Source organism: Providencia sp. PROV033 (assembly GCF_028484855.1).
GTDB lineage: Bacteria > Pseudomonadota > Gammaproteobacteria > Enterobacterales > Enterobacteriaceae > Providencia > Providencia alcalifaciens.
Genome location: NZ_JAMPSW010000008.1, coordinates 1 through 25,570, shown reverse-complemented (window position 1 = coordinate 25,570; position 25,570 = coordinate 1). Strand labels below are relative to the sequence as shown.

At 43.4% G+C, this 25,570-nt stretch carries 26 protein-coding genes and 1 other RNA gene; 16 read left to right on the top strand and 11 right to left on the bottom strand.

The annotated features are described in order from the left end of the window. Positions 1-411: 411 nt before the first annotated feature. From PSF16_RS03125 to dagF, 8 genes are all read left to right on the top strand, one after another. Positions 412-750 (top strand): transcriptional antiterminator, encoded by a 339-nt coding sequence (locus PSF16_RS03125; protein ID WP_272688749.1) that lies wholly within the window; start codon positions 412-414, stop codon positions 748-750. A gap of 32 nt (positions 751-782) precedes the next feature. Then, the gene (locus PSF16_RS03120) at positions 783-1,148 is read left to right on the top strand and encodes an SFCGS family glycine-rich protein (protein WP_006659133.1); all 366 of its coding nucleotides are present in this window, start codon (positions 783-785) and stop codon (positions 1,146-1,148) included. Then, positions 1,148-1,444, top strand: coding sequence for a DUF4312 family protein (locus PSF16_RS03115; RefSeq protein ID WP_006659132.1), 297 nt, complete (start codon positions 1,148-1,150; stop codon positions 1,442-1,444). Before PSF16_RS03120 ends, PSF16_RS03115 begins: the two co-directional genes overlap by 1 nt. A gap of 26 nt (positions 1,445-1,470) precedes the next feature. Further along, the gene (locus tag PSF16_RS03110) at positions 1,471-2,262 is read left to right on the top strand and encodes a DUF4311 domain-containing protein (protein ID WP_006659131.1); all 792 of its coding nucleotides are present in this window, start codon (positions 1,471-1,473) and stop codon (positions 2,260-2,262) included. Positions 2,263-2,264: 2 nt separating this feature from the next. After that, the gene (locus PSF16_RS03105) at positions 2,265-2,915 is read left to right on the top strand and encodes a DUF4310 family protein (protein ID WP_006659130.1); all 651 of its coding nucleotides are present in this window, start codon (positions 2,265-2,267) and stop codon (positions 2,913-2,915) included. Between the two features lie 198 nt (positions 2,916-3,113). Continuing rightward, on the top strand, positions 3,114-4,253 hold the full coding sequence (locus tag PSF16_RS03100; RefSeq protein ID WP_036959968.1) for an amidohydrolase/deacetylase family metallohydrolase: 1,140 nt from the start codon (positions 3,114-3,116) through the stop codon (positions 4,251-4,253). After that, entirely contained in the window at positions 4,237-5,349 is a 1,113-nt protein-coding gene (locus tag PSF16_RS03095; RefSeq protein WP_036959967.1) for a DgaE family pyridoxal phosphate-dependent ammonia lyase, read from the top strand. The genes PSF16_RS03100 and PSF16_RS03095 overlap by 17 nt, the downstream gene beginning before the upstream one ends. A gap of 1 nt (position 5,350) precedes the next feature. Beyond that, the gene (gene dagF / locus PSF16_RS03090) at positions 5,351-6,091 is read left to right on the top strand and encodes a 2-dehydro-3-deoxy-phosphogluconate aldolase (protein WP_006659127.1); all 741 of its coding nucleotides are present in this window, start codon (positions 5,351-5,353) and stop codon (positions 6,089-6,091) included. 126 nt (positions 6,092-6,217) lie between these two features. Here dagF and PSF16_RS03085 read toward each other — a convergent pair whose 3' ends face one another. From PSF16_RS03085 to rsmI, 3 genes are all read right to left on the bottom strand, one after another. After that, positions 6,218-7,288 (bottom strand): 4Fe-4S binding protein, encoded by a 1,071-nt coding sequence (locus PSF16_RS03085; protein WP_006662919.1) that lies wholly within the window; start codon positions 7,286-7,288, stop codon positions 6,218-6,220. A gap of 421 nt (positions 7,289-7,709) precedes the next feature. After that, positions 7,710-8,083: RNase P RNA component class A (rnpB, locus tag PSF16_RS03080), an RNA gene on the bottom strand. An 83-nt stretch (positions 8,084-8,166) separates the two neighbouring features. Next, complete coding sequence (rsmI, locus tag PSF16_RS03075) at positions 8,167-9,039, bottom strand: 16S rRNA (cytidine(1402)-2'-O)-methyltransferase (RefSeq protein WP_006659125.1); 873 nt, start codon at positions 9,037-9,039, stop codon at positions 8,167-8,169. Between the two features lie 61 nt (positions 9,040-9,100). On the opposite strand from rsmI, the gene PSF16_RS03070 reads away from it, so the two are divergent. Genes PSF16_RS03070 through dolP form a run of 4 tightly spaced genes read left to right on the top strand, consistent with a single transcriptional unit; the run spans position 9,101 to position 12,388 of the window. Next, complete coding sequence (locus PSF16_RS03070; protein WP_272688748.1) at positions 9,101-10,777, top strand: penicillin-binding protein activator; 1,677 nt, start codon at positions 9,101-9,103, stop codon at positions 10,775-10,777. A 48-nt stretch (positions 10,778-10,825) separates the two neighbouring features. After that, a complete protein-coding gene (locus tag PSF16_RS03065) occupies positions 10,826-11,212 on the top strand; it encodes a YraN family protein (RefSeq protein WP_006659122.1) in 387 nt (128 codons plus the stop codon). Beyond that, positions 11,213-11,803, top strand: coding sequence for a DnaA initiator-associating protein DiaA (gene diaA, locus PSF16_RS03060; RefSeq protein WP_006659121.1), 591 nt, complete (start codon positions 11,213-11,215; stop codon positions 11,801-11,803). Positions 11,804-11,812: 9 nt separating this feature from the next. Beyond that, positions 11,813-12,388: a division/outer membrane stress-associated lipid-binding lipoprotein gene (gene dolP / locus PSF16_RS03055; protein ID WP_006659120.1), complete on the top strand. Its 576-nt coding sequence runs from the start codon at positions 11,813-11,815 to the stop codon at positions 12,386-12,388. Between the two features lie 63 nt (positions 12,389-12,451). Here dolP and mtgA read toward each other — a convergent pair whose 3' ends face one another. The 3 genes from mtgA to arcB form a co-directional block, all read right to left on the bottom strand. Beyond that, the gene (mtgA, locus tag PSF16_RS03050; RefSeq protein WP_272688747.1) at positions 12,452-13,174 is read right to left on the bottom strand and encodes a monofunctional biosynthetic peptidoglycan transglycosylase; all 723 of its coding nucleotides are present in this window, start codon (positions 13,172-13,174) and stop codon (positions 12,452-12,454) included. An 8-nt stretch (positions 13,175-13,182) separates the two neighbouring features. After that, complete coding sequence (gene elbB, locus PSF16_RS03045; RefSeq protein ID WP_036978833.1) at positions 13,183-13,833, bottom strand: isoprenoid biosynthesis glyoxalase ElbB; 651 nt, start codon at positions 13,831-13,833, stop codon at positions 13,183-13,185. A gap of 230 nt (positions 13,834-14,063) precedes the next feature. Continuing rightward, on the bottom strand, positions 14,064-16,409 hold the full coding sequence (gene arcB, locus PSF16_RS03040; RefSeq protein ID WP_154630842.1) for an aerobic respiration two-component sensor histidine kinase ArcB: 2,346 nt from the start codon (positions 16,407-16,409) through the stop codon (positions 14,064-14,066). 225 nt (positions 16,410-16,634) lie between these two features. Here arcB and PSF16_RS03035 point away from each other — a divergent pair, with 225 nt between their 5' ends. Then, on the top strand, positions 16,635-18,011 hold the full coding sequence (locus PSF16_RS03035) for an FAD-dependent oxidoreductase (RefSeq protein WP_272688746.1): 1,377 nt from the start codon (positions 16,635-16,637) through the stop codon (positions 18,009-18,011). Between the two features lie 52 nt (positions 18,012-18,063). Here PSF16_RS03035 and sspB read toward each other — a convergent pair whose 3' ends face one another. From sspB to zapE, 5 genes are all read right to left on the bottom strand, one after another. Further along, complete coding sequence (sspB, locus tag PSF16_RS03030) at positions 18,064-18,555, bottom strand: ClpXP protease specificity-enhancing factor (RefSeq protein ID WP_006662914.1); 492 nt, start codon at positions 18,553-18,555, stop codon at positions 18,064-18,066. Positions 18,556-18,563: 8 nt separating this feature from the next. Further along, complete coding sequence (sspA, locus tag PSF16_RS03025) at positions 18,564-19,205, bottom strand: stringent starvation protein SspA (protein ID WP_006659114.1); 642 nt, start codon at positions 19,203-19,205, stop codon at positions 18,564-18,566. A gap of 504 nt (positions 19,206-19,709) precedes the next feature. Next, positions 19,710-20,102 carry a 30S ribosomal protein S9 gene (rpsI, locus tag PSF16_RS03020; RefSeq protein WP_004258235.1) on the bottom strand — a complete coding sequence of 131 codons (393 nt, stop codon included), beginning with the start codon at positions 20,100-20,102 and terminating at the stop codon, positions 19,710-19,712. A gap of 14 nt (positions 20,103-20,116) precedes the next feature. Next, entirely contained in the window at positions 20,117-20,545 is a 429-nt protein-coding gene (gene rplM / locus PSF16_RS03015) for a 50S ribosomal protein L13 (protein WP_006659112.1), read from the bottom strand. Positions 20,546-20,860: 315 nt separating this feature from the next. After that, positions 20,861-21,994, bottom strand: a complete 1,134-nt coding sequence (gene zapE, locus PSF16_RS03010; protein ID WP_006662913.1) for a cell division protein ZapE — start codon at positions 21,992-21,994, stop codon at positions 20,861-20,863. Between the two features lie 249 nt (positions 21,995-22,243). On the opposite strand from zapE, the gene zapG reads away from it, so the two are divergent. The 3 genes from zapG (at position 22,244) to degS (ending at position 25,554) form a co-directional block, all read left to right on the top strand. Next, positions 22,244-22,642: a Z-ring associated protein ZapG gene (zapG, locus tag PSF16_RS03005; RefSeq protein ID WP_006659109.1), complete on the top strand. Its 399-nt coding sequence runs from the start codon at positions 22,244-22,246 to the stop codon at positions 22,640-22,642. A gap of 321 nt (positions 22,643-22,963) precedes the next feature. Beyond that, positions 22,964-24,358 carry a Do family serine endopeptidase gene (locus tag PSF16_RS03000; RefSeq protein WP_272688759.1) on the top strand — a complete coding sequence of 465 codons (1,395 nt, stop codon included), beginning with the start codon at positions 22,964-22,966 and terminating at the stop codon, positions 24,356-24,358. Between the two features lie 131 nt (positions 24,359-24,489). Further along, on the top strand, positions 24,490-25,554 hold the full coding sequence (gene degS, locus PSF16_RS02995; protein ID WP_006659106.1) for an outer membrane-stress sensor serine endopeptidase DegS: 1,065 nt from the start codon (positions 24,490-24,492) through the stop codon (positions 25,552-25,554). The last annotated feature ends 16 nt before the right edge of the window (positions 25,555-25,570 follow it).

Genomic DNA, 25,570 nt, shown 5'->3' with positions numbered 1-25,570 from the left:
AGTCTAATTCATCCATTTCATGCATAAAATAGGTAAGTGGAAGTGAAAATTTCCACTCTACGTATGTTTCCATTTATTCATTTCCACTTTTATTACACCCTCCAAACATCATTTCCAGATTTCAAAAAATCAATCTAATTTATTGAATTTAAATATCTTTAATCATTTAATCATTTAATCATTTAATCATAATTAGCCCCTACTTTTTGTCCCTCATAATGCATAACATTTTCCAGTTAACTTCCTTTTAGACCAAAAAATAGCCTCAAATCGTCCGTTTATGCTTCCGAATTATTTCCACTTAGAACTGGAAATTCCCTGTCTGCAAAAACAATAAAGAAGCGACTAAGGTATTAGCATGAATAAATGAAGTTACATGATTTGAAATATTATCTTGGATTTTAAATAGTTATGAATGAATCAGTTGTAGTTTTCAAAATGTTAGAGGACGACCTTGATGTTCAACAGGTCACACACAAACTGCTAGCAGTGATTACTGACTGGCTCAAACAGGAGGGTTGCTACACCACAGATGTACAGCAGCAGATGTTGGAGCCTCATCTACGTGCCATGGTTGATAGAGCCAAAACTGGCGAAGCCTTACCGGAAGTGGATATTAGCTTGTTTGATGAAATCTCGGCACATTCGATTGCATTAGCACAACGAGTCGTCGATACACTTCCGGGACTTGCACCAGAAGAGACTTACTTGCTTTCAGTCCACTTTGAAGTTGCCCGTTCTAATGATTAATTTTTAGCATTAAATTTTTTGGAGAATATTTTATGAAACAGATAGTTATTGTTATTGGCGATCGTTTAGGTAAAGGGCAAAAAGTGGCTGCTGGCGTTGAAACCGCGGGTGGAAAAGCCATTGTCGTACCCGGCGTCGCTGCCGATATGAAACTCGGGGATGTGATGAACCAAGAGCAAGCAGACCTGGGCATTTCATTCTGTGGAAGCGGTGGCGCAGGCGCTATCACCGCTCAAACTAAATATGGCTATAAAGCACGTTATGGTATGCGTTCGATTGAAGAAGGAGAAACCGCAATTGCAGAGGGCTGCAATGTATTAGGTTTCGGTTTTATGGACAAGGAAGAGTTAGGCGAGCGCTTAGTCAAAGCTTTTAATAAAAAATACGGCAACGCTTAATGAAAAAATCTATCGAAACGACAGTACGGGTGACAGGGCAAGGCGACACAAAGCAAAAAGCGATTGCTGACGCCTTAAATTCGATTCAAAAAACCGTACTTAAGAACAGTACCGACATCATTCTGCGGATAGAACCCAAGGATGTTGAGGTTGTTAGTGCTCACTCTCATTCGCGGACAGAAAAGTTTCTTTTTCTCTTTTTGCCACGCAAACGTGAACATTTCCGAGTTGTTCTCGACGTTTCGCTGGATGTTACCTTACTTTCTGTCAACGAAATTCCATTTACAGAACAATAAAAGCAATCAGGTCTGGAGTAAATTCCATGAGTGAAACTGCATCTTTCTTAGAAATATTGGGCATGTCCCTCATTATCGGCGGTCTCTGCGGCTTTGGTTTAGGCGCAGGGGCAGCACGTATGTTCCACGCGCCAACCATACAAGGTATGGGTGCATTCCGTACCCTTGGTGAATTAAACGCATGTGAAGGCGACCCTGCATCACACTTCTCGTTCGGCTTAGGCTTCTTCTTCAACGCATGGGCATCTTCTGTCGCTGCGGGTGCCTTCACCCAAGATGTTGACCATCGTATTATTCCTAACTGGGGCGCCGCAGCGCTACTGACCAAAAATCGCAGTGTGGCAGATACCCTGCATAACCCGAAAAAAATGGCGATTGCCTGTGCCATTATTGGGGCATTGGTGGTCGCCTTCTTAAATACCACAGCATCTGCGGTACCCGCAGCACTGCAAACTACCGCGATTAACGTACTTGTACCGGCAGCTAACTTACTGGTTAACACCGTGATGCCTGTCATTTTCTGGTTAGCCGCAATGGATGCTGGTCGTCGCTCTGGTTTCTGGGCAACCTTATTCGGCGGTTGTGCTCAATTAATCATGGGTAACGCAATCCCTGGTTTAGTGTTAGGGATCTTGATTGGTAAAGGCGTGGATGACAATGGCTGGAACCGTATCACGCGTACCATGATGATCACCGTTGTTCTGCTGTTCGTTCTCAGTGGCTTCTTCCGCGAGTTTGACCTGAAGATGATCACCTCTTTCAACTTAGACAAACCACTGTGGCTTGAATATGTCCACGGACTGCTGAGCGGGAAATAATCATGACAACTGAAATTAATAAACAAGACTTTTGGTACGCGGAATGGTCTTTCCCTATCTTTGTTGGCTTGTTATCTGCTGGGATCTTCGCAGGTACGCACATGTATGTGGTGTACGGCTTCGGTGCTTTTAACGAAGTGGCTTTTGTCGCCATGTTACGCGCCGGGCTAGATACTGGAGTTTACGGGGCGGTTGCCGCCTTTGGTGCCAGTTTCCTGTTTGCTCGGATCATAGAAGGGTCATTAGTGGGGATTTTAGATATCGGTGGTGCACTGCAAACCGGTATTGGCTTAGGTGTTCCAGCCCTCTTTTTAGCGGCTGGCTGGGATATCTTAGTCACTAACTTTTGGATCTCCCTGCTCACGGGCTTATTCCTCGGTGTACTTATCGGCTTAATTATTGTTTTTGCTCGTAAGTTTACCATTGCCCAAGCTAACTCCACATTTGGCGCAGACGTCATGATGGGCGCGGGTAACACCTCCGGTCGTTTCTTAGGTCCATTGATTATATTGGCAGCGATGGCGGCATCGATTCCAATTGGTATTGGTGCACTGATTGGCTCACTGATTTTCTATGTATGGCAAAAACCTGTCGCCGGTGGCGCTATCTTAGGCGCGATGTTATTTGGGTATTTCTTCCCACTCGCAGCTTAATAGCATTTAGAACAAATGCGACGGTTTGCATCACTTAGAACAAACACTTGAGCATACTCTAAATAATTCAAGCTGCAGCTAGGCGGCAAGCGACGATATCCCTAGGAGCATACATAAGTATGTGACTAGGGTAGCGGAAGAGCAGCCAACAACGCTGCGGTTTGAAGTATGACGAGTATGACTATAAAGAAGGTAATCATGTATTCTCTAATCATCAAACAGGGCAAGCGTATCGATGGTTCAATCATCGATATTCTAATCAAAGACGGAAAAATCGAAGCTGCGGGCCCTGAGCTTTCCCACAATCAGCAAGCTGAGAAAATTATTGATCTTGAAGGAAAGCGATATGTTAGCGCTGGATGGATAGATTCTCACGCCCACTGTTTTGCAGAGTCACCGATTTACTTCGATGAACCTGATCTCGCCGGTGCTGCTGGCGGTGTCACTTCACTGGTTGATGCGGGCAGTGTGGGAGCTGATGATATTGATCGGTTTTATCGGTTAACCACTCAATCCAAAACCAACGTCTTCTCACTGCTGAATATTTCGCGCATTGGCATTATTGCTCAGAATGAGCTGTCCAATATGGACAATATCGATGATGCGAGTTTCCAAGCCGCACTTGAGCGCCACCCAGGCTTTGTGGTTGGTATGAAAGCAAGAATGAGTAAAAGTGTGGTAGGCGAAAATGGTATAGCGCCGCTGATTAAAGCCAAAGAAATGCAGAAGAAACACGCGCTTCCGCTAATGGTACATATTGGAAACAACCCACCTAATATTGATGACGTGGCTGACCTACTCACTCGTGGCGATATCATCACCCACTGTTTTAATGGCAAACCTAATAAAATTTTAGGGGATGATGGCTATCTGAAACCGTCCATTGCCCGCGCATTAGCCCGTGGCGTGATCCTCGATGTCGGTCACGGTGGCGAAAGTTTTAGCTTTAAAGTGGCAGAACAAGCCATGCGCATCGGGACTTACCCCGACATTATTAGTTCCGATATTTATCACCGCAACCGAGTGAATGGTCCCGTGTATAGCCTCGCTTTTGTGATGACTAAATTCCTGTGTATGGGATTCAGCGCGGAACAAGTTTTACGCTGCGTAACCGAAAAAGCCGCTGATTTACTGTCTCTTCCAGCCAAAGGTTATTTAAGACCGGGCTTTGATGCAGACATTACCTTATTTGACCTGAAAGAAGAACCCACTGAGCTGACAGATGCAGAAGGGGAACACCGTATCGGAACACATCGTTTTGTGCCGGTTGCTGCCATCGTCGGTGGAAAACATATTATTCCTGCGCAAGGTGAAACCGAACATGCAATCAATCTATGAAAAATATCAATTAAAACACGTCATCAATGCATCGGGTCGAATGACTATTCTGGGCGTTTCGACTCCGACACCAGAAGTGGTAGAACGCGTCACTTATGGATTGAATCACTATTTTGAAATTAAAGATTTAGTGAACAAAACTGGGGAATACATCGCTCAGCTATTAAATGTTGAGTCGGCTGTCGTCGTTTCCTGTGCATCCGCAGGTATTGCCCAAGCCGTCGCCGCTGTTATTGTTCAAGATGATGATGACCTCCTTTTGAACTTACACTCCTCAAGCAAATCAGTTCCTCGCGAAATTATACTGCCTAAAGGACATAACGTGAATTTTGGTGCCCCCGTAGACACCATGGTCACCTTAGGCGGCGGTAAAGTCATTGAAGCTGGCTTTGCTAATGAGTGCAGCGCGGCACAACTCGCGGCAAAAATCACCCCCCAAACCGCCGCAATTTTGTATATCAAATCCCACCATACTGTGCAAAAGAGCATGTTAACGGTTGCTGAAGCCGCCAAAGTGGCCCATGCCCACCAGCTTCCATTGATTGTCGATGCAGCAGCAGAGGAAGACTTAACGACATATTACCAAGCCGGTGCCGACCTCGTTATTTATAGCGGTGCCAAGGCAATTGAAGGTCCGACGAGTGGCTTGGTAATCGGTAAAAAACAGTATGTTGAATGGGTTAAACGCCAATCTCAAGGGATTGGTCGAGCCATGAAAGTGGGTAAAGAAGGTATTCTCGGATTAACGCTAGCTATCGAACAATATCTCACTGCGACCAAAGAAACCGGCGCAGAGATGGTTAGCCGTATGAATAAATTCCTTGACGATTTAAATGGAATTTCAGGAATTTCAGCACGCATCGTTTGGGATTCCGCTGGACGCGATATCGCCAGAGCCGAGATCAGTTTTGATGAAAAAGCGATTGGCAAAACGACCTATCAAATTATGGCTGATTTAAAGCAAGGCGATACGGCAATTTATTTCCGTGAATATAAAGCGAATGAAGGCAAAGTTGAAGCTGATATTCGTAGCGTTAGCACCGAACAACTCGATGTTATTTCGCAAAAAATTCGTCGATTAGTAGAAGGAATTTAACATGAAGTTGTCACCTAATTTTTACCATGACCGTGTGTGCTTAAACGTCTTAGCAGGGAGTCATCAAAACGCCAAAGATATCTATACCGCTGCGGAAAGCTTTGTGGTTGTTGGCGTGTTATCCAAAAATTACCCTGATCTTGAAAGCGCTATTGCGGATATGAAAATTTACGCCAAAGAAGTGGATAATGCCTTGTCTGTGGGATTAGGCGCGGGCGATCCGAATCAATCCACCATGGTGTCTCTGATTTCAAAAGAAATTCAACCACAACATGTGAATCAAGTGTTTACGGGAGCCCCCATTAGCCGTGCGTTATTGGGACAAAATGAAACTTTTGTGAATGCGTTGATTTCCCCAACTGGCACTGTTGGTATGGTAAAAATTTCAACGGGACCATTAAGTTCCCAAGCGCCGGATGGCATCGTCCCGATTGAAACAGCCATCATGATGCTCAAAGATATGGGCGCAGATTCTGTGAAGTTCTTTAATATGCAGGGCTTAAAACATATCGAGGAATATAAAGCGATCGCTAAAGCATGTGCCGAGTTTGATTTTTCTTTAGAACCAACGGGCGGTATTGATTTGGATAATTTTGCTGAAATTTTACAGATTGCTCTTGATGCTGGCGTGAAGAAGATTATTCCCCATATTTATAGCTCTATCATCGATAAAGCTACCGGCAATACTCGCCCTGAAGATGTACGCCAGTTATTGCAAATGGTTAAACAAGCCGTTAACTAATACGGCAGCAAGCTGCAAATAAGAAAATAAATCTAAGCGAGAGATTAAAGTCTAGGCCATTACCACAATAAAAAAGCAACAATGCCCCACTCATTTTTCATGCTGTGGGGCATTTTTTATTTTGAATTAATGACTTATCATTTTAGCGTTCGGTATAATGTGAAACCAATAGCTATCGGGTACTGGGCTATCCCAAACGCCCATGTAAACTGCAACACCAATCATCAAAAATAATATGCTGAGCGTCAAAACAGCCATTAACACTCCTGATAATGAACGTTGATGTTTTTGAGTCGGAGTGTGTAGTGAAAAAGTCAATGTTGATGCAACAGGGCATGATTCAACGCATGTCATGCATCCCGTACACTCGACCGTTCTGACCTTAATTAATTGATCAACAGGGATCCGTGATGGGCAATTTTTGGCACATTTCCCACAATCAATACAACTTTCCGCATTGCGGTGAATTTTAAACGGTGAGAATAAAGAGAATAGCCCCAATAATGCGCCGTAAGGGCATAGATAACGGCACCAAGCATTACGAATAAATAAGCTAATCACCACAAGAACGCAAACAGTGATAAGGGAAGCACTACTAATATAACGAAAGAAATCGAGCATTTTGACATCAATAATGATCCCGTAAGGTGACATCATAAAGTATTGGATCATCTGTGCAGGCATTGATAGCGAGATATAGAGGAAGAAGACTAATAATAGGTATTTTAATCCTCTTAGGGGAATATCGAGCCATTTAGGGACTTTGATTTGAAAACGAAAAAGTTTCTGCCCTATTTTCCCCGTGTATTCCGATATCGTGCCTATTGGACACATCCATGAACAGAATGCTTTTTTCAGTAATAAGCTAATGATAATAAAAGAAGCCAAAAGAAACATCGATGCGGCATGAATTGGCGGTAATCCCCCCATTTCGATAGTGTATTTTAAGTTCATTAATCCCGCGATAGGCAGCCAACCTTCAATACCGCCTGGGCGAGGAAGGTAAAATGTCATTCCTCCGGTTTCGTAATAACGCACCCAATAATAGAACGTGATGCCAATATAAATATTGATCGCCAATAGCGTGATTTGCACAGCTTTCCGCCACGTCGACGCATTACGCCAATCATTCCAAGGGAGTTTTCCGCCAACGGTACCAGAACGACGTGGATATCGTATTGATGTTTTTTTTATCATTTCCGCCCAGCTCTTTAACATGCATTTTAAATACCATTATTGTATTTAAGTCCCCAGCACACATATTGATTTGTATCACTGCCTTGCGATGTTGACGGTGGATATGGCGTATTGATTAAGAAATCAGTAAATAGAAGATAGTAAACGGAGGTTTTTTCTAAATAGTTAGTGTAGTAACAAGGCAGCAAAATGAAGACAACGCGGGGAGCATACACAAGTATGTGACCCGTGTGGCTGAATGAAGCTAACGCCGTTACAACACTCAATATGACGAAAAAATTTTTTCTAAATAATTCGAGTTGTACCAAGGCGGCAAAATGAGCCATTTTCACACAAAGATAGCCCCTAGGAGCATACACAAGTATGTGACTTGGGTTGACGAGTGAAGCCAACGCAGTCACAACTTGAAGTATGACGAAAAAATGGGAGTTGGTCGGTAAGCCGGGTTCTGTCGTGGACAACCATTCATCTAGGCCAGCACTTGCGCACTGGCTCCAGCAACCTACCCGAGTTCAATGCGGGCCGCACCATATGAACCCCTATTTGGTCTTGCTCCGGGTGGAGTTTACCATGCCACGAACTGTTGCCAGTCGCGCGGTGCGCTCTTACCGCACCCTTTCACCCTTACCTGATCCTGTAAACAGGCCATCGGCGGTTTGCTCTCTGTTGCACTTGTCGTAGGCTCGCGCCTCCCAGACGTTATCTGGCACCCTGCCCTATGGAGCCCGGACTTTCCTCCCCTCTACCCGTCTCCCGAAGGGACTACGATAAAGCAGCGGTTGTCTGACCAACTCCGCGGCGAATTATAGGCACTTTGTGATAGCTTGTACAGACTCTATAGCAGGCAATTTACGTCAAAACCTACACTTGAATAAAATTTACTCGTCGTCTTGCTGGTCAAGCATCAATTTGTATAACTGGTTTTTCTTCAGACCGTAAATTTCTGCGGTAATTGCCGCTGCTTTTTTCGGTGGTAACTCTTTTTGTAGCAAACCTAAAGTACGAAGAACATCTGGCGTAATCGCTGATTCATCATTTTGGGGCTTATACCCTTCTACTATCAGCACCATCTCACCGCGATGGCGATTTTCATCTTCTTTGACCCATGCAAGTAACTCCCCAACAGGTCGCCCTTCAATAGACTCCCATGTTTTGGTCAATTCTCGCGCTAAAACCACGCGACGCTCTGGTCCCCATACTTCCACCATGTCTGCTAAACTGTCTAATAAACGGTGAGTGGATTCATAAAAAATCAGCGTGCGAGTTTCTTGCTCTAAAGATTGCAGAACGTCTTTACGTCCCTTGGTTTTGGCGGGCAAGAAACCTTCATAGCAAAAACGATCTGAAGGTAAACCTGCGGCTGACAACGCCGTAATTGCCGCACACGCCCCCGGTAGAGGGACAACTCGAATACCAGCTTCACGGCAGCGGTTGACTAAATGATAGCCAGGATCATTAATTAAAGGTGTACCTGCATCCGAGACTAATGCGATACTATCTCCTTGTTGAAGCTTACTAATTAATTGATCTGCTTTTTGCTGCTCGTTATGATCGTGTAGCGCAAACATGCGCGCATTGATGGCAAAATTCTGTAATAGAATGCCTGAATGCCTTGTGTCTTCCGCAGCAATTAGGTCAACATGTTTAAGCACATCCAACGCACGTTGCGTGATATCTCCCATGTTACCAATTGGGGTAGGCACAATGTAAAGCGTGGATGCCATAACCACTGCTTGATTAGGTTGATTCATTGTTTCATCCGAATAGCCGGTTTAAAATTAAGCAATTGAAAAATACACCATTGGATACAGTATGCGTCCTTCAATTTTTTTGCATTTGAAAAAAAGATTACTCTGCACTGCGATGTTGTCCACTTTGGCATTAACTGGATGCCAAATCGAATCCTCGACAACCACGACCGCAACTCAGCAGCCTAGTGTTTCTGACGCCAGCCATTACCAGTCCATTATCGATGCTGCTCAAGGCAAACCATCAATGGATGTCCTGCGCGTTTATATTAGCCAAGAGCCTTTATTAACCGATCCGGCACAGCATCAAGCGAATATTGATTCTCTGTGGCTGATGTTAACACAAATGAAGCCAGAACAGATTCAAGGAATCGAAGCTGACGAAAATATTCTACTGGGTTGGGTCGACCTGCTGGATATCTACCAAAATAATAAAGATGACCCAGAAGCACTACGCACTGGCATCGACGATTGGAAAACCCGTTACCCACATAACCCTGGGGCAAAAAATCTCCCGACAGCATTAGTGCAAGGTACTATTACTAAAGTCGGCGCCAATCCACGTATTGCACTATTTTTGCCAATGAGCGGACAAGGGCAAGTTTTTGGTCAAGCTATCATGCAAGGCTTCCTTGATGCACAAAAAGGCCTGCCGTCATCCCCAGTCTCTCAAGCGTCTACTGCACCTGCCGCATCACAAGGCTCAGGGAATGATGTGCTTGATCAGATTTACCAAGAAGTTGCCGCTACGGTGAATGAAAATGCGAATACTGAAGTTGCTTCATCAACCGTCAGTATTGACGCAGTTCCGACCAATACTCAAAGCGTTAAAGTCTTTGATACTCAAGGTAAGGCTATGCCGCAGTTAGTCGCTCAAGCGACCTCTGAAGGTTATAACTTAATTGTTGGTCCATTACTGAAATCAGACGTTCAAGCTATTGCTCAAATGAACGCGCCAGTAAATATTTTGGCACTGAATGAATTAGACGCAAACCAATTACAGCCTCGTGCCAATCTCTGTTATTTCTCTTTATCCCCTGAAGATGAAGCGAAAAATGCCGCTAACCAAATGAGATTAGAGGGTAAACAAATGCCTTTAGTCTTAGTGCCCGCGTCACCATTTGGTGACCGTATCGCAAAAGCCTTTGCCGAAGAGTGGCAAGCAAAAGGTGGCGGGACTGCATTAATGCAAACATTTGGTTCTACCGCATCTTTAAAAGAATCGATCAACCGAGGTCAAGGGATCCGCATGACGGGAACCCCAATTAATGTTGCTACGCAAGGCGTGGAACAAGCAAACGGTAGCATTGATGCGGTCTATATCGTGGCAACACGCGATGAGTTAACCCTTGTCAAACCGATGATAGAAATGGCAATTAGCTCTCGCCAGCGCCCGGCTTTATATGCAAGTTCACGCAGTAACCAAGGAAATTCGAACGCGGATTACCGCTTTGAGATGGAAGGTGTGAAATTCAGTGAAGTGCCATTACTCGCAGGTGCAAACAACAATCTACGCAAACAAGCACAAGGTAAAGTGAATAATGACTATTCTCTATTCCGCCTGTATGCAATGGGGATTGATGCATGGTCACTGGCAAATAACTACGATAACCTACAAAACAATGGTCAGTTCCGTGTTAATGGGGCATCAGGTATGTTAAGTGTGCACGAAAACTGTGTGATTTACCGCGAATTACCTTGGTTGCAATTCAAGCAAGGACAAGTTAAGCCGGCACAATAACATGAACTAGGCAGCCTTATCGCTGCCTAATTTTCAGACAAGGATGTCATGAAAACAGTAGAAAAATCATTAAAATGGTTAACTGGTAAATACTACGAAAACCAAGCGCTCTCCTATTTAAAACAGCAAGGACTGACCTTTGTAGCACGTAATGTCCGAAATCGTGCAGGCGAAATCGATTTAATCATGCGAGATAAATCGAGCTGGGTATTCGTAGAAGTCCGTTTTCGCAAGAATAGTCATTACGGAGATGCACTTTTATCAGTAAACTGGCACAAACGCAGAAAAATATTGGCAACCGCGCAATATTGGCTTGCTCAACAACAACAAAGTTTTGAAACAACACCTTGCCGCTTTGATATCTGTGCGATCACCGGCAAACAGTTTCAGTGGATTCAAAACGCATTTAATCTCAGTGAACAGGAATATAAGTAAGTGCTAGATAGAATAAAAGTTTGCTTTACTGAAAGCATTCAAACTCAGATTGCTGCTGCAGAAGCCCTGCCTGATGCTATTTCTCGAGCTGCGATGATGATGGTGCAGTCACTGCTTAATGGTAATAAAATTTTGTGTTGTGGTAATGGCGCATCCGCAGCAACAGCACAGCGTTTTGCTGCCAGTATGATCCACCGTTTTGAAACTGAGCGCCCAAGCTTGCCCGCACTCGCGCTAAATACAGACAATACGGTACTGACTGCAATTTCAGGCAGTAAACAGCCCACCGAGATCTATGCGAAACAAGTAAGAGCTCTGGGGCAGCATGGTGATGTGCTAATGGCTATCTCAACCCACGGTAACAGCGCCGATATTATTAAAGCCGTAGAAGCCGCAGTGACTCGCGATATGACTATCGTGGCGCTAACAGGCTATGATGGTGGTGAGCTTGCTGGTCTTTTAGGACCACAAGATGTTGAAATTCGTATTCCATCCCAGCATAGTGTCAGAATTCAAGAGGTGCACTTACTCACTGTCAATTGTCTGTGTGACCTTATCGATAACACGCTCTTTCCTCATCAGAACGACTAAGGAGACAAAATGCGATTACTCCCGATTTTTGCCATAATGTTTAGTGCAGTTCTTTTACAAGGTTGTATTGGTGCAGCCGTCGTAGGTACGGCAGCAGTTGCGACCAAAAGCGCGACAGACCCGCGCTCTGTTGGTCAACAAGTTGATGATGGTACGTTAGAAGCGCGTGTCAGTGGTCAGCTCAATAAAAATAAAGATATCACCAATAATTCCCGCATCATCGCAACAGCCTATAAAGGCAATGTGTTGTTGACGGGTCAATCTCCCGATATGTCATTGGCAGACAAAGCCAAACAAATCGCCAGCAACGTTGATGGTACTGAAAAAGTCTATAACGAGGTACGTCAAGGTCAGCCTGTTGACTTAGGTACAGCGTCTAAAGACACATGGTTAACCACAAAGGTGAAATCCAAGATTTTAGCCAGTGATGAGGTGAAATCTGGCAGCGTTAAAGTGATTACTGAGAATGGGGAAGTCTTCTTATTAGGCGTACTCACTCAACAAGAAGGTGCTGCAGCGGCAAAAATTGCAAGTGAAACAGATGGCGTTCGTCGAGTAACGACAGCATTTACTTATCTCAATTGATTATAATTAGTAACCTATTGTGACAAAAAGCCAAGCCATGAAGTCAAATTCATGGCTTTTTTCTTATTCCTCACCGATATCGTTATTTTTCAGATAATTCCTATCTCCTAATAAGCTCATCTGATTCAGTATCCACGCCTGCCTTCTCAAAACATACGAAGATGGATTTTTTACATGGAATCTATGAGGATTAGGTAAAACGGCAGCTAAAAGTGCAGCTTCCTGCCGAGAAAGCTTACTAGCAGGCTTATTGAAGAATTTATTTGCAGCCTCTTCCACACCAAAAACACCCTCACCAAACTCTGCAATATTAAGATAAACAGTCAGTATTCTGGTTTTTGACCACATCAACTCCATAATAGGTGTCATAGCTGTCTCAATCCCTTTTCTTAACCAGCTCCTTCCATCCCATAACCATAGGTTTTTCACTGTTTGCTGAGAGATTGTAGAAGCCCCTCTAACTGTCTGTTTATTACTCGAATTATGCTTATATGCACGTTCAATCGCATTCAAATCAAATCCCCAATGATGTGGAAAATTTTGATCTTCTGAGGCAATGACAGCGAGATAAATATAGGGAGATATCTGTTTCTCACCAACCCAAGTCGAATGAGAAACATAAGAAAAATTAAAGTTTAGCCATGCAGAAAGTTGTCTTTCGACCATCACTGCAGAAAAGGGGACGGGTATAAATTTGAAGATCACAACAGAGACTAACCAGAGGGCAAGTAATGAAAGTGTGATCTTCTTTAACCGATACCACAAGCGAGAAACAAACTTTTGCATTGGATTAACTACGCCATTTCTAATACTTTCTCAACCAGCTTATTGATACCGACATTTGCCTCAGCAATAGATTGAGCCAGCATATAAGCAGGTGTTGTAACAACTTTGTTATTTTCATCTACCACAATGTTATCAACGGTACACTCCACATGCAGCCCCCCCATCTTTTCAATTTGGGCAATCGTTTCAGTATCATTGCCAATTGTCAGTTTCACTGATGTATTTAACATCTTCGGTAGCATGACAGGAGCAATACACATCAGCCCTAGCGGCTTTTTCTGTTGGTGCATGACCTGCACTAAACTTAATAGTTGTTTATTAATTTCACATTCACTGCCTTTGGTCGCAAAATTACATAAATTTTTCGCCACACCAAAACCACCAGGAATTATAAGGGCATCCAGCTTAGAGGGGTCAGCTGATGATAAAGGCGCTATTTTCCCACGAGAAATACGCGCAGACTCTTCCATTTGGTTACGAGTTTCTGTTTTTAACTCACCATTAATATGATTGATTACAGTAGCTTGATCTTCATCTGGTGCAAAAAAGTGAACTTCCGCATTATTTTTACTTAAAGCAAGCATAGTTAGCACTGATTCATGAATCTCACTTCCATCAAAAACACCACAGCCACTTAAAATTACCGCAATTGATTTCATATCTTCGTCCTTTTGTAGTAAATTACTCCCCAGAGCGAAAGCAGACAAACATCAATCTTCATCACAGATTTTAATGAATCTTGTAACAGGTTCGCTAAATTTTGGTATCTTGATAACGTCTGAGTCGTGACAAATAGATTTTAATGATTCGCCTAAGATAAAAATTATAAGCGAATCAATGATTTCCCTGGTGTTGGCGCAGTATTCGCGCACCCCAACTTAGGTTGGGGTTATTTTTTTGTACGACCATCCACCCAGTTTCTTAATGTTTCTATATCTGACTTCCAATCCTGTTTTAACTCATCCACCCACTCTTGCACGTTGTCCCACCACGCTGGTAATTCAGGGGATTGAATCTGCTGAGCGAGTTTCTGTAAATTTTTGAGTCCAACCGAACCTGCCGCGCCTTTAATTTTGTGAGCTTCCTCAACAATTCCCTTCTGATCCTTAGCCACCATATTAGAATCGAGAATGGCTAAATATCCCGGCAGCATTTTTTCAAACACTTCTAAGCCGTCATAAATCAGTTTTGGTCCCACTAATTCAATGTATTGCTCTAACATTTCGCAATCTAGAATAGATTCATCAACCTCTGCCATATCCACTTGCTCCTCATGCGGATGATTTGAAGATGCATTTTCACCCCAGAACTGCTCAATCACGTGAGTCAGTGCAGGTACTGATAATGGTTTGCTCAGAACGCCATCCATTCCTGCGTCAAAGTACTCTTTTTTGTCTTTGAGTACGTTAGCTGTCAACGCAATTAATGGCGGTAAATCTTCCTTATCATATTGTTGTTTAAGCTGTTTAGAGATATCGAATCCAGTCATATCTGGGAGTTGAATATCTAATAGGACTAAATCATATTCTCCAGGTGCGAACATCTCTAAGGCATCTTTACCTGTCATTGCAACATCAACCGTATTGCCAAGATTCTCTAGCACAGAACACGCCACAACCACATTTAGTTCAATATCTTCTACTAGTAAGATATGAAGGGCTGGTAACGGATAATCATCGTCATCCTGTTGCTGCTCTTCGATTTCAGCCTCAACTTCAGGGGCGATAATCGACAGTGTGAATGTGGAACCTTGCCCTATGTCACTTTCTACGCGAATATCGCCCCCCATACTTTGTGCTAACCTACGGGATACAGAAAGTCCAATCCCCGTTCCCGTTGCTGGACGTCCGCCAGCAGAATCACGCACTTGATAGTACATCGCAAAGATTTTATCTAATTCATCTTTTGGAATACCAATGCCACTGTCTTTCACTTGGAAAATCAGTTTATTGTCAGCTTCTCGCCAAATGCTCAGTTTCACTTCACCTTTTTGAGTGAATTTCACCGCATTGCCGATCAAATTCCACAAGATTTGGCGTAAACGAGTGCCATCAGTCAGAATTGTTTTAGGCAGACCGTGCGCGACATCCATGACAAACTTCAGACCTTTCGGCTGAACCAGTAATCCACTGAGATTTTCTAAATCATTGACAAATTCAGGCAGCATCACAGGTTGGTTATCCAATTGAACTTTGCGACGCTCGATTTTATCCATCTCAATCACGTCATTAAAAATATTCCCTAACGTCACCGCACTGACATGAATTGTTTTTAAGTAGCTTGATTGTTCTTTGGTTAGTTTGGTATCTAATAAAATACGGCTAAGCCCTACAATGCCATTAAGCGGCGTACGAAGCTCGTGGCTGATCGTTGAGATAAAGGTAGTCTTCTCTCTACTGGCGTTCTCTAACGCCTCCTGATAGCGCTTACGCTCGGTAATATCCCGTCCAAAGCCCATCAGCCCGTGACGTTTACCCACTCGGTCATAAAATGGAACCTTGCGTAGTTCAAAACACGCTTTACGCCCATCAGGGTAAACCAACCACTGTTCATAAGTTAGCGCGACATTGTGTCTGAAAACTTTCTCATCCGTTTCCATCACTTTAGCCGCAATTTCTTCATCATAAATATCTAATGGCGTTAAGCCGACCAGCTGTTTTTCACTTTTACCCGTGAGTAGCTCCATTGCACGGTTACAACCGGAAAATTCATTATTTTCATTACGATAATAAACAAGATCAGGGGAAGCATCGAGAAATGAGCGTAGTAAAACGGACTGCTGCTCAAATTCAATTTGTGTTTGTTCGCGGTATTTCATTTCTTGTTTGAGTTGCTCTAACAACTCAAGATGGGCACTTTCGGCTTTTTCACGCTCTAAAATTTCGAGATTCAGTTGCTCAATATTGCCCTGTAATTGAGTATTGAGTTCTGAATCGCGCTTTCTCATAACCTCGAGTTTGTCCACCATCCGAGTTAAACGCTGGCGAGACTCCTCCAATTGCTCAACCACCACCGAAAGAAAATAAACCGCTAATGGCGTTATAATTAACCCAAAGAAAATCGAACCGACCATATCGAGGCTATCAACTTGCCCACGAAGAAAAATCGCTACCGCCATTTGCATTATCATGGCGAGCACAACTAACGCTGATGCGAGAAGCAAAGAGAAACGCACTAAGCCCAGTTTCATCATCAGGTCAACATAGTATTGTGCTAGACCGCGAAGTACTTTCATAACCACCCCTTAGTTAAATTCTCACTGAATCATATATCAAACAGGGCTGTTTCGGATGGGGTTTCATACAAAATATCGATCCTGCTCATTAAATCGCCGGTCACAATGAGATATTCATCCCTGTATTAGCAACTTTATTACGATAATCACTATTTATATCAATGCTATCAAAGTAAACTTCAATTTGTGTCATTCCCATAAAAGAATTTGGCTGAAAAGGTGACTATGTCCTCTTCAAATAGAGGTTCGCCCCGTCGTGAGCCCAATAAAAAAGCGCTAACTATTCGCAAAATTGAATTTGTGGAAATTTATCAGCCAATGAGTGGCCTCGAAGCGCAGCATCAAGCTCAACGCTGCTTGTCTTGCGGAAGCCCATATTGTGAGTGGAAATGCCCATTACACAATCCTATTCCCAACTGGTTAAAACTTGCAGGTGAAGGGCGAATTCTCGAAGCTGCAGAGCTTTGTCATCATACCAATAGCCTGCCTGAAATTTGTGGGCGAATTTGCCCTCAGGAAAGATTATGTGAAGCTGCATGTGTCCTAGATGAAACGTTTGGCTCCGTCACTATTGGTCATTTGGAGCGTTATATTACAGACAGTGCCTTTGAACAAGGCTGGCGCCCTGACCTTTCCCATGTTCGCAGTACAGGCAAGCGTGTAGCCATCATTGGAGCAGGTCCAGCGGGGCTTTCTTGTGCCGATATTTTGGCTCGTCATGGTGTTCAAGCCACGGTTTTTGATAAATTCCCTGAAATTGGTGGGTTACTCACTTTTGGCATCCCTGCGTTTAAGTTGGAAAAACAGATAATGCAGCGTCGTCGACATATTTTCGAAGAGATGGGCATTACGTTTAAATTGAATACCGAGGTTGGGAAAGATATCCCATTAGAAACGCTGGTCAATGAGTTTGATGCGATTTTTGTGGGTACAGGCACCCATAAGCCCGTCTCTGGTTGCCTACCCAACGAGAGCGCTATAGGCGCTTATCAGGCGCTCCCTTATTTAATGGGTAATACGCACCATTTACTAGGCTACCCTGATGATCCGCAGTTTCCTTATATTTCGCTTGCTCATAAAAATGTTGTGGTGTTGGGTGCTGGGGATACCGCGATGGATTGTGTACGTAGCGCTATTCGTCAAGGTGCGAACCAAGTTCATTGTATCTACCGTGGTAGCATGAATGAAATGTCAGCGACAACAAGGGAAGTTATCCATGCGCAAGAAGAAGGCGCACGATTCCACTTTCATTTACAGCCCGTTAGCATCAATACCAATTCTGAAAATCACGTGATTAGCATCAGTTTTGTTAATACTGAGAATAACGCGATAGCCACGAAAAAAGTCCTATACCCTGCCGATGTGGTTATTATGGCGTTCGGTTTTGAATCAGAGGCACTACCTTGGCTTAAAGAGCATGCCGTTCAATATGATAAGGATGGAAGAATTATTGCGCCACGCCATCATCGCTATGCTTATCAAACCTCAAACCCGAAAATTTTTGCCGGAGGAGATGTTGTGCATGGTTCTGATTTAGTCGTCACGGCGATTGCCGAAGGACGAGGTGCTGCAGAGGGAATACTGACGTTTCTTCAGATATAAAAAAAGAGGAATTTCTTCCTCTTTTTATTCAATTACCTACTAGGTCTCACGCTTATTTTACGACGCGTAACGCAGGACGACCTTTCGGGGGTCTTGGTGGTTCATCATCTGGAGATGAAGGATCTTCAGTTTGAGGTACCTCATCGTGAACCAACACGATGTTGTCCGACAGTGTTTCATCAGCTGCATCATCTTCACCATCAAAGTGCTCATCATAAGCCGCTTCAGGTTCAAACATCATGCCCGCGCCATTTTCGCGAGCATACACCGCCATGATGGCAGCCATTGGCACATATACCTGGCGAGGTACGCCGCCAAATCGTGCATTGAATCGCACTTCTTCATTGGTAATTTCAAAGTTACCCACTGCACGAGGGGCAACATTTAAAACAATTTGCCCATCACGAGCAAATTCCATCGGAACATTCACCGCTGGAAGAGTGACATCAACCACCAAATGCGGAGTCATATCATTATCCAGCAACCACTCATAGTGGGCGCGCAGCAGATAAGGGCGACGTGGTGTCATTGGTGCCATTTCCATCATCCGACTTAGCCTCGTGCTGATAGGCGCATTTCACGCTCTAATTCAGTTAATGACGCTAAGAATGCATCACGTTCAAATACACGCTGCATATACATCTGTAAGTGCTTGCTGCTAGATGGTTTTAATTCGATACCTAATACAGGTAAACGCCATAAGAGTGGTGCTAAGTAGCAGTCTACTAAGCTAAATTCATCACTCATGAAGAATGGCATCTCAGCAAATACTGGAGAAACTGCGATCAACTCTTCGGCTAATTGACGGCGAGCGGTTTCTGCTTCTTGTGCAGTCCCTTTCTCGATTTTAGTCATCAGTGAATACCAGTCTCTCTGAATGCGGTGCATCAGCTGACGGCTTGTACCACGAGCCACTGGATAAACTGGCATTAATGGTGGATGCGGGAAACGCTCATCGAGATATTCCATAATGATGTGTGGGTCATACAGAGTCAGGTCACGATCCACCAGCGTTGGTACGCTTTGATACGGGTTAAGATCAATAAGGTCTTGAGGCATATGACCTGGCTCGACATGTTCAATTTCAACACTAACACCTTTTTCAGCGAGTACGATACGTACTTGATGGCTAAAAATATCAGTTGGGCCTGAAAACAATGTCATTACCGAACGTTTATTAGGAGCAACAGCCATTAAAACCTCCAAATGATAAAAATAATGATCCCTAATTAAAGGATTAATTCATTATTTTCATTTTTAAAATCCCATGTACTTAACCTTCCAAATCCATTTTGAAAGTCAGCACAACCCTCTCGCTTCATGAAAGCGAGAAATAATCAAATAAAAAACTGGGGCATAGTCTAACAGATTTTGTACAGCTTAGGGGGCTAACCCTGAGAAAATCATCGGTTAATTTTATTAGAGGCGGTATCGGACAGCAACAATCAGAATAATTCACTATAAATTATTATTTATTAAGATTAAAAAGCTTAAAGCCAACTCCATACTTAACTTGATTATATTTTTACCAGATTTGCCATATAGCGCAAAAAGAGGGAGAAATAGTAAAATAATTCCTTTCACCTATCTTTATTTTAATTAAATCACGATGAATCAATATTTTGTTTATTGCCTGTAATAAAAAACCCGCCATAAAGGCGGGTTTTTTCATCAATTTTATGCCCAGAGGGCAATAAATTAACGTTTTGAGAACTGTGGACGACGACGTGCTTTGCGCAGACCCACTTTTTTACGTTCAACAGAACGCGCATCACGGGTAACGAAACCAGCTTTACGCAGATCAGAACGAAGAGTCTCATCATAAGCCATCAGTGCACGAGTAATACCGTGACGGATTGCGCCTGCCTGACCAGAGATACCACCACCTTTAACAGTGATGTACAGGTCCAGTTTTTCTAACATTTCAACCAGTTCTAACGGCTGACGAACTACCATGCGCGCAGTTTCGCGACCAAAGTATTGTTCCAGTGTACGTTGATTGATTGTGATGTTACCGCTACCCGGCTTAATAAAGACACGAGCAGATGAGCTTTTGCGGCGACCAGTGCCGTAGTATTGATTTTCAGCCATTGCTATAATCCCGATTAAATGTCAAGAACTTGCGGTTGTTGTGCCGCGTGGTTGTGCTCATTACCTGCGTAAACTTTCAGTTTACGGTACATTGCACGACCCAGAGGTCCTTTTGGCAACATGCCTTTAACCGCGATTTCAAGCACACGCTCAGGACTACGAGCAATCATCTCTTCGAAAGTTGCTTGCTTGATTCCACCAATATGGCCTGTGTGGCGATAGTAGATTTTGTCTTCGCGTTTTTTGCCGGTAACAGCAATTTTTTCTGCATTCAGAACGATGATGTAATCACCAGTATCCACATGCGGAGTATATTCCGCTTTATGCTTACCGCGCAGACGGCTAGCAATTTCAGTTGCAAGACGGCCTAAAGTTTTGCCATCTGCATCAACAACATACCAGTCGCGTTTTACGGTCTCTGGTTTAGCTGTAAAAGTTTTCATTAAAACTTACCCAATATTGAAGTTACACGTTGTGTGAACACTCATGTTCGTAAAATATAGCGAGGTTCACGCGACTCATTGTCCAGCAAACCCACCCCTTCGAGCAGCCTAGCTGGCATTAATGCGTTATTTTTTGGGAAATAAAAAACAACGCCGTAACGTGGGGTCGCAAGATTATAGAGAAGTCAGCAACAAAAATCGACCCCAAATGCATTTTTTTTACGTTCAAATAAACAATTAGTACCGCATGTTCAAAAAGCACGCATAAATCTGGAGAGAAAATGACGTCCTTGAGACTCATTTCCTCTTTGGCTTCTATGATAAATGCGGGATTTTCAAATATTCTTCACTTTGCATTTCTTGCAAGCGAGAAAGGCAGCGCTGATATTCAAACGCCAAAAGTTGCCCTTGATAAAGTGAATCCATCGACACCTGTGCATTGATCATCAATTTTACCTTACGTTCATAGAACTCATCAATAAGCGCGAGAAAACGTCTGGCTGGGTTTTCGTCTTTCAGCCCCATCACAGGCACATCGTAAAGAAGCACTGTGTGATAACAATTTGAGAGGTAAATATAATCATTTTGGCTGCGAGGCTCTTCACACAATACTTTGAAGCTAATCGCTAATACACCTTCCGCGGAGCGAATTGCCTGCATTTTCCGATGGTTAACTTCCAATACTGGATTTTGCTGCCCTTCTTTGCCAGCGAGTTTCACAAATACTTCATCTAGATGATGGCGATTTTGCTCATTAATCGGTGATAAAAATAGGTGAGCTTGTGTCAGTGTTCTCAAGCGGTAGTCAATACCCGCATCCACATTCATCACATCGCAATAGGTTTTAATTTGTTCTATTGCGGGTAAGAATCGAGCACGTTGTAACCCGTTGCGGTAAAGATTGTCAGGGATGATGTTGGAGGTGGCAACTAACGTAATTCCGCGAGCAAACAGTCCTTCTAATAAGGTTCCTAGAATCATCGCATCAGTAATATCTGAAACAAAAAACTCATCGAAACACAAAACATCCGTCTGTTTTTTGAATTCATCAGCGATGATATCCAGTGGATTTTCTTGTCCTTGCAGTGACATTAAATCTTCCTGTACTTTCTTCATAAAACGGTGAAAGTGCAGACGCAGTTTTCGCTCACCCGGTAGGCTATCGTAAAACATATCCATCAACCACGTTTTACCTCGCCCAACGCCCCCCCACATATATAGACCTTGAACAGGGCGGCAATTTTTTACTGCTGGTTTATTGCCCAATAAGCGTCCAAAGCGTTGTTTAAGTCCGGTCGGTTTTTCATTTGGGAAGCAAGGTGTCGCGCTGCAAAGTTGCTGATAAATCTTATCTAATCGCTCTACGGCTTGTTTTTGTACGTCATCAGGCTGGTAATTGCCTTGCTCTAGAGCTTGTTGGTAACGCATAGTAGGGGTCATCGGCGACATCAACTGAGTAATCCTTAAAATTTTCGGTTTTTTTTACCGTTATATGATATACACTGCCTTTATTATAACCAGATTCTGTTAGCATTTAACTTTCGATTAACTATTCAACATAGAGTAAGGAATTTCGCTTTATTATTCCACTCTTTAGCATTAACAGACGTGCTATTAACAGGTATAGTTAGGGTAATCGAGCTAAATTTTGGCAACCATTTTCTGTGAATTTTGATTGAAGTAAACGAAGGAGTTAGCATGACTTGGGAGTATGCACTAATAGGATTAGTTGTTGGCTTTATCATCGGCGCATTGGTTGTGCGTTATGGCAATCCAAAACTTCGTCAACAAAAAACGGCACAAGCTGAATTAGATAAAAAAAGCACTGAGCTAGAAGAGTATCGTAAAGAACTCGTTAGCCATTTTGCTCGCAGCGCAGAGTTATTAGATAAAATGGCACGCGATTATCGCCAACTGTACCAACATATGGCACAAAGCTCTTCTGAGTTAATGCCTGATATGCAAGATAATCCATTCCATTATCGTTTGACTGAGTCTGAAGCTGATAATGACCAAGCTCCGGTTAAAATGCCACCGAGAGATTACTCCGAGGGTGCTTCAGGATTATTCCGCCCTCTCGAAGAAAAAGAAAAATAATTCGTTGATTCTGCCACCAGTAGCATCCGTTACTGGTGGTGTTATTCATCCTACCAAAACATTCTAATTCCGAATAAAATCTTAGAGTTAGTTTAGCTACTGTATAGAAGTGAATACTTCATCTCAACATCATGTAAATGGATGTAAAATTGTGGATAAGTACTATCCGCATCGGGAACTTTTCCGCATAATCCATGGTCATAGTCATCAGTAAATCATTATTTGAGACCAACAAATACCTCAGCTCATGTGTCCTTAATGCTCCATTGATAAGTCCATCCACATGAGTTGATATTTTCTATTGAGAGAATCTACGGAATGATGAAAAGAAAAAATTTCTTTCTGACAGCAGTTGCAATGAGTTTAGGTTTAACACTATCCACGATCCCTACAATTAGTAGCGCCGCACTACCCGCGACATTACCGGTGACAGCGCAAAGCCAAAACATGCCAAGCTTAGCGCCAATGCTAGAAAAAGTGCTGCCTGCGGTCGTGAATATCCATGTTTCAGGCACTCGAGTACAAAATCAACAAATTCCAGAAGAACTGAAATTCTTCTTTGGTCCTAATGCGCCATCACAGCAACAAAGCGTGCGCCCTTTTGAGGGCTTAGGTTCTGGTGTCATCATTGATGCGACACAAGGTTATGTTTTAACCAACAACCACGTTATTGATGGCGCGGATAAAATCCAAATTCAGCTGAATGATGGCCGTGAAATTGACGTCAAGCTGATTGGTAAAGATCCTCAAACTGACATTGCGTTATTAAAAATCAGCAATGCTAAAGATATTAAGAACTTAACTGCAGTTTCTATTGCTGACTCAGACAAACTGCGCGTTGGTGATTTTGCGGTCGCTGTTGGTAACCCATTCGGTTTAGGACAAACAGCGACATCGGGAATTATCTCTGCGCTTGGTCGTAGTAGATTAAATCTGGAAGGATTAGAGAACTTTATCCAAACAGATGCGTCCATCAACCGTGGTAACTCAGGGGGCGCCCTGGTTAACTTAAATGGTGAGCTAATCGGGATTAACACCGCGATTTTAGCGCCGGGTGGCGGAAATATCGGTATCGGATTTGCTATCCCAAGTAATATGGCGAAAAGCCTGAGTGAACAGCTGATCAAACACGGTGAAGTTAAGCGCGGTATCTTAGGAATTAAAGGCACAGAGATGAACTCTGACATTGCCAAAGCCTTTAACATTGATGCACAACGTGGCGCCTTTGTCAGTGAAGTCATTCCAAAATCTTCAGCGGCAAAAGCGGGCATCAAATCCGGTGACGTTTTAGTCTCTGTTGATGGTAAACGTATTAATAGTTTTGCTGAATTAAGAGCCAAAATTGGGACTAGCCAATTAGGCAAAGAAATCACTCTTGGTCTTATCCGTTCAGGCAAGCCAATGGAAGTGAAAGTCGTTTTAGAAAGTGATGAGGGTTCTGCCACTAACGCTGAAAAACTGACTGAATCTTTGTTAGGTGCAACTATCTCTAATGCGGTTGTGAGCAACACGAAAGGGGTTCAAGTAGACAGCGTCGCGCCTAAATCTCCTGCTGCGGCAGTCGGTTTAGCGAAAGGTGACTTGATCTTTGGCGTGAACGATACACGCGTTGAAAGTATCGATCAGTTCCGTAAAATTATCGAGAGCAAGCCACCGGTATTGGCAATGAAAGTCCTGCGTGGCGGTGAAACACTCTACTTATTAATGAAAAACTAATTCATTAATTCAGCATAGATAAATCAATAAAACAGGTACAGTATCACTCTGCTGTACCTGTTTTTTTATGGTATGCTCAAAACATCTTTCTGTCTGTCATATCCATCATAGCGAACTTGGTAACCTTTAATATGGTCAAAAAGCTGCTTGTGTCTGTCCTGCTAGGATTGGTCACTGCCTCAATTATTATTGTGGCTGTCCCCTCGTTGCGCCCTCAGGGACTTGCTGACTTACTGTATGGAAAAACCAATAGTGAACCTGTGAGCTATAACAAAGCTGTACGCCGTGCTGCCCCCGCCGTCGTCTATGTTTACAGTAGTTCCAAAGGCAGTTTCTCGCAGTCAGGTCGTGAGCTCCAATCCCTCGGTTCTGGTGTAATCTTAAGCGCCAACGGCTACATTCTCACGAATAAACATGTGGTGGATAATCCAGACCAAATTCTTGTGGCTTTACAAGATGGTGCGATTTTCGACGCACTGTTAGTGGGCTCAGATCCGCTGACTGATCTTGCCGTTTTAAAAATCGATGCTGAAAATCTCCCCGTGATCCCAATTAATACAAAGCGCGTGACTCATGTTGGAGACGTTGTTCTGGCTATTGGAAATCCCTATAACCTCGGGCAAACCGTCACTCAAGGAATTATTAGCGCCACAGGGCGCGTAGGGCTAAGTTCGACACGACGCCAAAATTTCCTCCAGACCGATGCCTCAATTAACTCCGGTAACTCTGGTGGTGCGCTGATTAATACAGAAGGTGAACTGGTTGGCATTAACACACTTTCGTTCAGTGCGGGCCAAGGCGTCAGCTCCGAAGGACTCAGCTTTGCAATTCCAACCCCTCTTGCAACCAAAATTATGGAAAAACTCATCCGTGATGGTCGAGTTGTTCGTGGTTACATTGGTATTACCGCTCGTGAATTACCTCAGATTCGCACAAACAATAATAATATCAATCAAATGCAAGGATTACGGATTTTCCAAGTATCACCTAATGGACCTGCTGCAAAATCAGGCATTGAGCAAGGGGATATTGTGTTGTCCTTAGATGGCAAGCCCGCTATCTCCGCGGCAGAGACGATGGACTATGTCGCTGAAATTCGCCCTGGAACTAAAATTCCGGTGCAAATTTTACGTGATGGGGACGTGAAAAATATGGATGTAGTTATTGAAGAGCTTCCTGAAGGGCAAGCTAACTAAGTCCAATCATTACCCA